Origin of the sequence: Nocardia sp. NPDC060255 (genome assembly GCF_042727395.1) — a bacterium.
GTDB lineage: Bacteria > Actinomycetota > Actinomycetes > Mycobacteriales > Mycobacteriaceae > Nocardia.
Map to the genome: position 1 here is coordinate 1 of NZ_JBHXAU010000055.1, position 9,737 is coordinate 9,737.

The 9,737-nt window shown below is 67.7% G+C and carries 9 protein-coding genes; 5 read left to right on the forward strand and 4 right to left on the reverse strand.

All coding sequences use genetic code 11. From position 1 onward, the window contains the following. Window positions 1–1,289: pyridoxal phosphate-dependent decarboxylase family protein (locus ACFWF1_RS43900; protein WP_379322287.1), on the forward strand; the 1,289-nt coding region annotated here is incomplete at its 5' end. Window positions 1,290–1,292: 3 nt separating this feature from the next. Here ACFWF1_RS43900 and ACFWF1_RS43905 read toward each other — a convergent pair. Continuing rightward, entirely contained in the window at window positions 1,293–1,763 is a 471-nt protein-coding gene (locus ACFWF1_RS43905; RefSeq protein ID WP_379284886.1) for a winged helix-turn-helix transcriptional regulator, read from the reverse strand. A gap of 107 nt (window positions 1,764–1,870) precedes the next feature. Between ACFWF1_RS43905 and ACFWF1_RS43910 the strand changes: the two genes are divergently transcribed. Beyond that, window positions 1,871–3,121: a cytochrome P450 gene (locus ACFWF1_RS43910; protein ID WP_379284885.1), complete on the forward strand. Its 1,251-nt coding sequence runs from the start codon at window positions 1,871–1,873 to the stop codon at window positions 3,119–3,121. Here ACFWF1_RS43910 and ACFWF1_RS43915 read toward each other — a convergent pair whose 3' ends face one another. After that, on the reverse strand, window positions 3,122–3,775 hold the full coding sequence (locus ACFWF1_RS43915; RefSeq protein ID WP_379284884.1) for an SDR family NAD(P)-dependent oxidoreductase: 654 nt from the start codon (window positions 3,773–3,775) through the stop codon (window positions 3,122–3,124). It lies immediately after the preceding gene. 221 nt (window positions 3,776–3,996) lie between these two features. On the opposite strand from ACFWF1_RS43915, the gene ACFWF1_RS43920 reads away from it, so the two are divergent. Further along, entirely contained in the window at window positions 3,997–5,592 is a 1,596-nt protein-coding gene (locus tag ACFWF1_RS43920; RefSeq protein ID WP_379284883.1) for an LCP family protein, read from the forward strand. A 3-nt stretch (window positions 5,593–5,595) separates the two neighbouring features. Here ACFWF1_RS43920 and ACFWF1_RS43925 read toward each other — a convergent pair whose 3' ends face one another. Continuing rightward, window positions 5,596–6,048, reverse strand: coding sequence for an SRPBCC family protein (locus ACFWF1_RS43925; RefSeq protein ID WP_379284882.1), 453 nt, complete (start codon window positions 6,046–6,048; stop codon window positions 5,596–5,598). A gap of 29 nt (window positions 6,049–6,077) precedes the next feature. Next, the gene (locus tag ACFWF1_RS43930; RefSeq protein WP_379284881.1) at window positions 6,078–7,730 is read right to left on the reverse strand and encodes an FUSC family protein; all 1,653 of its coding nucleotides are present in this window, start codon (window positions 7,728–7,730) and stop codon (window positions 6,078–6,080) included. A gap of 106 nt (window positions 7,731–7,836) precedes the next feature. Here ACFWF1_RS43930 and ACFWF1_RS43935 point away from each other — a divergent pair, with 106 nt between their 5' ends. Further along, a complete protein-coding gene (locus ACFWF1_RS43935; RefSeq protein WP_379284880.1) occupies window positions 7,837–9,045 on the forward strand; it encodes an amidase in 1,209 nt (402 codons plus the stop codon). 41 nt (window positions 9,046–9,086) lie between these two features. Then, window positions 9,087–9,245 carry a hypothetical protein gene (locus ACFWF1_RS43940; protein ID WP_379322288.1) on the forward strand — a complete coding sequence of 53 codons (159 nt, stop codon included), beginning with the start codon at window positions 9,087–9,089 and terminating at the stop codon, window positions 9,243–9,245. Window positions 9,246–9,737: the final 492 nt, after the last annotated feature.

Below are 9,737 nucleotides of genomic sequence, written 5' to 3' on the forward strand. Positions count from 1 at the left end.
TGGGGGGGCCCCGCCTCGTGTGGGGGGCCGGACAACTTCCGGAACACGGCATCGGCCTGGGCCGGGCACTCGCGCTGTTCCGCGAGCGCTGGGAGCCGCAGTTCTCGGGGAGCGCGGGCCCGCGCTACTTCGGCTTCGTCACCGGTGGCGCCACCCCGGCGGCGGTCGCGGGCGATTGGCTGACCGGGGTGCTCGATCAGAACGCGATGTCGGGCGAGGATTCCGCGGCGATCGAGCTGGAACATCAGACGGTGGACTGGATCGGGGGGCTGTTCGGACTGGAACAGCACACCGGGGCGTTCGTCAGCGGGGCGACGATGTCGAACTTCGTCGGCTTGGCGATCGCGCGGGAGTGGTTGGGCGAACAGCTGGGAATCTCGGTGGCGCAGGCGGGCGTCGGCGCGCTGGGGCCGGTGCACGTGTTGTCGGGGACGCCGCATTCCAGCATCGTCAAGTCGTTGTCCATGCTCGGAATCGGCCGGGACAGTATGGAATTGGTGCCGACCATACCCGGCCGGGAGGCCGTCGACGTGGACCGGCTGGCCGAGGCCCTCGCGGCGCTGGACGGTCGGCCCGCCATTGTGGTCGCCAATGCGGGCACGGTGAACACCGTCGACTTCGACGATCTGCGCGCGATTGCCGCACTGCGCCAACGGTATCCGTTCTGGCTGCATGTCGACGGCGCGTTCGGCGCGTTCGCGGCGCTGACACCGGAGCATGCCGAGCTGGTCGACGGGCTCGGCGAGGCGGATTCGGTCTGTGTCGATCTGCACAAGTGGTTCAACGTGCCCTACGACGCGGCAGTCCAGTTCACCCGGCACCGGGATCTGCAGCTGCGCGTCTTCCTGAATTCCGCCGCATATCTGACCCCGCCCACCGGCACACCGGATTTCGGGCATCTGGTGCCCGAAAATTCGCGGCGGTTGCGTGCGCTCGCGGCTTGGTTCTCGCTCACCGCATACGGTCGCGATGGTCACCGGGATATCGTGCAGCGCAACATCTCCGGCGCCAACAGCCTCGCCGAGCAGCTCGTCGCGACCGGGCTGCTCCGGCTCGTCGCGCCGGTCCGGCTCAATGTCGTCTGCTTCACGTTGACCGACCGGCCCACTACCGAGCGGGTGCACGCGCTGGTCGATGCCATCGCCGAGTCCGGCGAAACCTTTGTGACGCCAACGGTTTACGACGGGTCACCGGCGATTCGGGCCGCGTTCAGCAACTGGCGCACGACCGACACCGACGTGGATCGGGCGGCCAAGGCGATCGCCGCCGCGGCACTCGCCCTGGGCTGATCGTCAGCTCGCCACTTCGGTGGCGGGGGGTGGATGAAATCCGGGGCCGGGCTGCGGTTCGACGTCGCGGGGATCGAGTTCGGTGCGGCAGTGGTCGCACACCAGCAGCGGCGTGATCGGGTGTCCGCAGGTGCGGTGCTCGAGGATGAGCGGCGGACCGTCCGGGTCGGCCAGGTGCCGGTCGCCCCACGCCGACATCGCGATGATGATCGGGTACAGCTCGCGGCCCGCGGCGGTGAGGTGATAGTCGACGCGGCCGCCGCCCTCGTCGGTGCGGGCGAAGATGCCCGCGTCGATCAGCATGCGCAGGCGGCTGGTGAGCAGGTTGCGGTTGGTGATGCCGATGTTGCGGGCGAAATCGCTGAACCGGCGCACGCCGAAGAACGCCTCGGCGATGACCAGGATGGTCCACCGGTCGCCGAGCAGCTCGACGACGCGGGTCACCGAATCATCGGCCGGGCGTCGGATGGTCATCCGGATATCTTCGCATTCGCTGTTGGTATTGCATTCCTACTGCTGGTATCGGAATAATACTACTCGACCACGCGCCGCCGGTCGCCAGCCTTTGAGGTGGGAGTGCAATGACGTCAGCAGAAGAGTCGAGCGCCGACTACGTCCGTTTGCTCGATCCCGCGGTGCGGCCGAACCCCTATCCGCTGTTCGCGCGGTTGCGGGAACGCGGGCCGTTCCGGATCGGCACCGCGCCGGTGGTCATCGTGCCCGGCCACGCCGACTGCGCGGCGGTGCTGCGCGACCCCCGGGTGAGCGTCGACCGCTCGCTGGCGAAGCTGCAACTGGGCTCGATGCCGATCTACGACGCGACGAAAACCACTGCGGACCAGGTGAAGCCGTCGTTTCTGTTCCTCGATCCGCCGGACCACACCCGGCTGCGGCGGCTGGTGTCGAAGGCCTTCACGCCGCGGGTGGTACAGCAGCTCGAACCGCGAGTCACCGAGATCGTCGACGACATTCTCGACAAGCACTCGGCGGCAGGGACTTTCGACGCCGTCACCGAGTTCGCCTATCCGCTGCCGGTGACCGTCATCTGCGAACTGCTCGGCGTACCGCTGGAAGACGAAGCGCAGCTGAGTCATTGGTCGTCACTGCTGTCTCGCACGTTGGATCCGACGTCACGACAGGCCGCCGAGCATCGGGCCGATCCCGCCGAATTGCAGCGCGCCGGAACCGAACTCAGCATCTACTTCGAGCGGCTGACCGAACGTCGCCGCGCCACACCGGGACCCGACCTGCTGTCGCAGCTGCTCGCGGCGGAGGACGCCGGGGACATGCTCAGCCACGACGAGCTGATCTCCACCTGCGCGCTGCTGCTCGTCGCGGGACACGAGACCACGGTCAACCTCATCGCCAACGCGACCCTCGCGCTGCTGCGCCGACCCGGCGAACTCGCCGCGCTGCGCGCGAATCCCGAACGCGCACAAGGTGTTGTCGAGGAGACGCTGCGTTTCGATCCGCCGGTCCAGCTGATCCCGCGCATCGCCGCCGACGACCTGACGGTGGGCGAGCTCGCCGTCCGGCGCGGCGATCTGGTGGTGATGCTGGTCGCCGCCGCGCAGCGCGACCCCGCCGCGTTCCCCGATCCGGACCGCTTCGACCCGGCCCGCGACAACCGGCACCTCGCCTTCGGACTCGGCGCCCACTTCTGCCTCGGCGCTCCGCTGGCCCGGCTGGAGGCGCGGGTGGCGCTCACCCGGTTCGCGCAACGCGTCGAATCGCCGCGGCTGCCCACGGATCCGCCGGTGTATCGCGAACACGTGAACCTGCGCGGTCCGGCACACATGCCGATCGAGTTCGCGGCGATCCTGCCGCGCTAGTCAGCCGTCGTAGGAGACATGCGGCGTCCAGTCGTCGAGGGGACGAATAGCAGCGGCGTGCAGCGCCTCGGCGACCAGTTCCCTGGTGAACGCACCCTCGCCGAGCACGCCGTTGATCTGCACCGCGACGGCGCGAAAACCCTTGGGCGCCAAGGTGGTATCCAAACTGGTCACCAGATTGCGGACCGCCGCCTTCTGCACGCCGAGCGATGCGGCCTGATTCCACGGCTTGTCCGCCGCCGCACTCCCGGTGACCAGCACCCGCGCGCCCTCGGCGAAGAACGGTAGCGCCGACTGCACGGCAGGCAGCAGCGCGGCGGCGCCGATGGTGAAGTCCTCGATCAACTCCGGCACCGACAGCTGCAGCGGATCCGACTGCCGGAACATACTCGGGTTGAAATGCAGCACGTCGATCCGGCCGTGCTGCTCCCCCACCGCGGTCACCACCCGGGCGATATCGGCCGGATCGGACAGATCGACGCCGACGCCCTCCGCGTCGAAATCCTCACCGCGCAACTGTGCGGCCAGCGGCTCGGCCTCCTCCGGCAGCCGAGCGGCCAGGAACACCGCATAGCCGTCGTCGGCGAAGAGTCGGGCGACAGCCAATCCGACACCGGGACCGGCGCCGAGCACGAGAAGCACAGGAGCAGACATGATCTCGAGCCTAGAGGCGACGGGATGATCACGGCCAGCGGTCGCCGCGCCGCGGTGCGACGCGCCTGCGCGACTGTGCCGATTGTCGCTAAATAACCGCCGATGATCGGGGTATTACGCGCGCGTGCGTACTCTCGAACGAGTCGGACAAGGAACAAGACGGCGAGGAACGATCCGTGGCGCGAGTGCCGAGAAGAGCGCAGGGCACAGAGTCTGCGGCGTTGAACGATGACGACACAGTCGAGTTTGCCCGGGTCACCGACCCGCCCGCGCGGCCGGCGCGGCATCGTCGGGCCGCGCCGAAACAGCGCCGGGTCGCGGCAAAGCCGCACAAGGCTCGTCAGGCGGCGAAGGTCGCGGTCCGGGTGGTCGTCTCGGTCACCGCGCTCGCGGTGCTCTCCGGCACCGGATTCGCCTGGTCGGCCAAGCTCGACTTCAACAACGGGTTCAACCGCACGGACGCGATCGGCGCCGACGCACCGCACTCGCTGGGCGGCGACCTCAACATCCTGCTGATCGGCCTGGACACCCGCAAGGACCAGAACGGCAACAACCTGCCGAAGGAAATCCTGGACCAGCTGCACGCGGGCGACGGCGACGAGGGCGGCTACAACGCCAACTCGCTCATCCTGCTGCACGTTCCGGCGAACATGCAGCACATCGTCGCGTTCTCCATCCCGCGCGACGACTATGTCGCGGTCTCCAACATCCCCGGCTACGACCACGTCAAGATCAAAGAGGCGTACGGTCTGAAGAAGGCGGCCGCGGAGGCCAAGCTGATCGCCAACGGCGAGAAGGATCAGGTCACGCTGGAACGCGCGGGTCGCGAGGCCGGGCGCGCGTCCATCGTCTCCGCCGTGCGCAACCTGACCGGCGTGCCGATCGACCGGTTCGCCGAGGTCGCCCTCGCCGGTTTCTACCACCTGGCCGAGGCCCTGGGCGGCGTCGACGTGTGCCTGAACAAGGCCGTCGACGACAGCTACTACTCCGGCGCCAAGTTCCCGGCCGGGCCGCAGCACCTCAACGGTTCCGACGCGCTCGCGTTCGTCCGCCAGCGGCACGGGCTGGACAACGGCGACCTCGACCGGACGCACCGGCAGCAGGCGTATCTCACCTCGGTCGCCAAGTCGCTCAAGAGTTCGGGGACGCTGACCAACGTGACCAAGCTGTCCGACCTGATGAAGGTGGCGCACCAGGATGTGGTGCTGTCCGACGGCTGGGACCTGCTCGATTTCGCGCAGAACCTCGGCGGTGCGGGCTCGATGTCGGTCGAGTTCCGGACGCTGCCGGTGTTGCGCTACGACACCATCAACGATCAGGACGTCAACATCATCGATCCGGCCGCCATCAAGAAGGAAGTGCGGGCCGCGTTCGGGATCGAAACACCGAGCAGCACACCGGCGCACCCGCCGACCAGCACGGTCGATGTGAAGAACGCGGGCAGCGTGGCCGGTATGGCCGCGAAACTGTCCGCAGCGCTGACCAAGCGCGGCTATCGCGAAGGCGAAGTCGGCAACCTGGGCAGCAGCACCACGACGACCACGGTGACCTATGGCACCGGTGCCGAGGCGGACGCCACGCAATTGGCCGAGACGCTCGGCGGACTCACGGCGACCGCCTCGACGAACGTCCAGGCCGGGCGCATTCAGGTCGTCCTCGGGAGCGACTTCACGATGCCGGCCGAGTTGAGCTCGAGTTCGGACTCGACCGCCGCCACGACGACGTCCACCGCGCCGACGACAACCGCCGATCCAGCCCCTGACTCCGGTAAGCCGGTCACGACGACGATCGGCGGCAATATCCCCTGCGTGAACTGACCGCTATTCGACGAAAGCCTTGATCCGGTTCAACGTCTCGCGCATCCCGTCGACGTTCGTCTTGGTGCGCGCCCGACCGGCCAGCAGCGAGTACACCCGCAACACCGGGTTGCTGTGCAGGTGGAACGATTCGGTGACGTCGGTGCCGCCCTCGACCGGCTCGAATCGATAAGTCCAAGTATTGATCGATATCCCGCCCGGCCCGAGCACCGTGAACGCGAATTCTCGCCCCGGCTCGCAGGTGATGATCCGGCAGACGGTCCAGTACTTCAGACCCCAGCCGTTGCGGTTGACGTGTCCGCGGAACTTCACCCCGACGGCGGGTTCGGTAGCGCCGCCGAGCCATTCGGCCGCGAAGGTCTCCGGACTGAACCGTCCCGTGTTCGTGATATCGCTGACCAGCGGCCAGATCTTGTCGGCGGGCGCGGCCATTCGCACTGTCACACTGTCCTGCATGCTCGAACGCTAGCAGCAGTAAGCAGTCGTTACCGGGTGTCGGAAAGTGGTGTCAGTGCGTCGAAGGCGGCGTCCCAGCGGTCCGGGTCGGCCAGCACTGCGCCGGGCGGCAGCTCCCAGTAGGCGGCGAGCAGGTCGTAGCCGAGGTGTGCGGTGGCGGCGTGGGTGGGCCAGTGCGCGGTGGTCCATTGCAGATCCTCGGTGGCCGAGTCGATTCCGGTGCGGGCGACACCGACCAGTTCGAATTGCAGCTGTTGGATGAGCGCGACCGCGGGGGCTCCGGCGGGCTCGGTGCGTGACAGCTTCAGCAGGGCTCGGGCTACCGCGCAGACTCGAATTTCGATCCAGCGGAAGGTGCGTCGATGGGCGCGCGGGACAACGACATGCGGGACGAGCACCGCGACGGCGACGCCGATCACTGTCTCGACGAAGCGATCTCGGATCAGCGGCGCGACCGCACCGTCGGGCGTCGAACCGACCGCGAGCAGTGCGATCGGAGTAATGAAGATCGCGGCGAGCGCGTAGTTGCGCGGCACGAACAGCTCCATGCAGAACAGCAGCGCGGCCACCAGCGCGATGAGGGCGTAACCGGTGAGCGCGAGCTGGTGCACCACGCCGAAGAGCACCAAACCGACGACCGTGCCGACGAAGCGGTGAATGCCGCGCACCTTGCCGCGGACTCGATCGGGGCCGATCTGCAACACCATCAGCGCGGTGAACACGGCCCAGTGCGGCCGGTCCTGACCGAGCAGCGCGCTGAGTCCGCCGGCGACCAGGCAGGCGATGCCGACCCGGAAGGCGCTGATGGTCGCGTGCGAATCGAAGGACAGTGAGCGGCGCAGGCGGAACCAGACGCCGGGGCGGACGAACGAGATCAGCGGGTCGACGACCAGGTCGTTGGTGTCGTCGTAGGCCGGACCGGCGAGTCGGCGGCGAGCCGCGACCAAGGTGGCCAGCAGTTCCGAATCCGGTGCTCGGCTCGGCAGTCCCGCGTCATAGACCGCAGCCCAGGCCTCGGCTACCGCACCGCCCGCCTGATGACGCAGGTCGATGGCGGGTTGGCCGGATGCCCGCGCCGACAAGTAGGAGTCGACCGCGCGGATCGCGGCTTCGACGGCTACCCGCTCGGGCTTGCGCCGATCACGCAGCACTCCGGCCATCGATGCGAGCACCGACGCGCCGACACCGAATGCCGTGCAGGACAACAGGGCCGCTGTCGATACGCCCGCCTCCGCGGCCATCATCGCGCCGCCACAGGCGATCACGAAGAGCAAGGCACCCGGCGGGCCGAGCCGCAGCGCGTCGATCGCGTACACGGCAACGACCGCGACGACCGTCAGCAGGGCCACCGTGAGCAGCGAAGCGCCGACTCCACCGGAGAGCCCGTGCCCGAGCATGGCGCCGACACCGCAGGAAGCGAGCAGCGCGAGACCTGCGGCAAGCACCACGCCTGCGCGCATGCGATACGCCCTGCGCTCTCCGTACATCACCGCGAAGGCACCGAACAGCACGAACAACGCCTGCTGCGGGTGCCCGGTCGCGACGACCACCGCGGCAGGCAGCGCGAAGGCCAGTGCGGACCGCAGACCGGGACTCCAGCGCCGACCCGCAGGCGGAAGCGCGAACAGCAGCGCGCCGATTCGCCCCTGCGGCGGCAGCGGGTCGGAGACCGACAGGACCATGTCCTTCCTTCCTGATCGTCAAGCGGGGTTGCCGTTCCACCGTATGCGCGTGACGGCCGCCACTGGACAGACGGTCCGCCGCGTGGCGCGCGGCTAGATTCGAAGAGTGACCGCTGACGCGCAACCCACCCGCATCCACTCCTTCGCCGACGACGCCCTCGGCGAACACGACGCGGTCGCCTTGGCCGAGCTCGTGCGCAGCGGGGAACGCAGCCCGCGCGAGCTCGCCGCGGCGGCGGTGGCACGCGCACGGCAGGTCGAGGAGTTGGCCGCGGTCGCTTACGCGAGTTACGAGAAACCACTGCTGCCCGCCGAACGGACCGGGCGGTTGTACGGGGTCCCGACGTTCGTGAAGGACAACGCCGACATCGCCGGGATGCCGACCAACCAGGGCACCCAAGCGTTCCAGGCCAAACCCGCGCGGGAACACGGCGCGTATGCGCGCCAATTCCTCAGTGCCGGAATGACAGTGCTCGGCAAGAGCACGCTGCCGGAGTTCGGCTTCAACGCGACCACCGAGCCGCCGTTCGCCCGGCCGACCCGAAACCCTTGGCACACCGGCTATTCGGTGGGTGGCTCGTCCGGCGGGTCGGCGGCTTTGGTCGCTTCCGGTGTGGTGCCGATCGCGCACGGCAACGACGGCGGCGGATCGATCCGCATTCCGGCGGCCTGCGCCGGGCTGGTCGGACTGAAGCCGAGCAGGGGTCGGCACATCGATTCGGCGATGGCGCGCAAGCTACCCGTCAATATCGTCAGCGAAGGCGTACTGACCAGGACGGTACGCGATACCGCCGCGTATACCGCTGCGGCGGAACAGTATTGGCATAATCCCGCGCTGCCACCGATCGGGTACGTCGAGGGACCGGGAACGAAACGGCTACGCGTCGCACTGCTGCTGGAGAACATCGGCGGCCCGGTGCCCGCCGGACCGATCCGGGACGCCGTCGAAAAGGTCGCCGTCACACTGGAATCCCACGGCCATCACGTCGAGCCAGTGCCGATGCCGTTCGACAACACGCTCGAAACCGCGTTCCTGCAGTACTGGGGCCTACTGGCCACCTTCGTCGCCTCCACCGGCAAGCTCGCCGACCGCCACTTCGACACCGCCCGCCTCGACGACCTCACCCTCGGCCTACGCCGCCACTTCCTCCGCACCGCCTGGCGCACCCCCATCATGCTGCACCGCCTACGCACCGCAGCCACCACATACCAACGCGCCCTCGGCCCATACGACGCCATCCTCCTCCCCACCCTAGGCCGCGAAACCCCCGAACTCGGCCACCTCAGCCCACCACCCCCTTCGACGACCTACTAGACCGCCTACGCACCTACGTCTCATTCACCCCCATCAACAACATCACCGGCACCCCCGCCATCACCATCCCAGCCGGCCTAACCCCCACCGGCCTCCCCATCGGCATCCAATTCACCAGCACCCAAGGCAACGAACACCCCCTCCTCGAACTCGCCTACCTAATCGAAGCCGAACACCCTTTCCCCCGCCTGAACGGGTAACCAATCCCCAACCCCCCGAACCGGTTTGGGGCTTCGCACACCACTTCCATCCGTCACAACCCCACCCAGGCGTTCAACTGGCATGCGATGGACCAACCATGTGTGCGAGCAACACCCCCCACCGCCGGGGTGAGCATCGAGTCGAGTCATATGGTCGCTCAACGATCTTCACCAGCAACCATTCGACTCTGTTCGATCGTGAAAACTCTCTCAACGCCACCACAAGCCGGTGACCACCTCGGGAACCCGACTTCACGCACCTGACGTGCACCTAAAGCCGGGTACGGCACACGACGCGCCCACACTACTCACAAGAAAACCTGTGTAGGTCTTCAGCTTTCATGAACAGGTCACCTTGGGAAGTCCTTAGGTGCACTTGCCCGGATAGGTATACCCGTCGGGAGTGTCCGGGAAACGGTGGATTTGATCTTGGTCTGACACGCCGAGCGTTGCTTGGCGGGAAGGATCGATGATGAGCGAAACACTGGATCC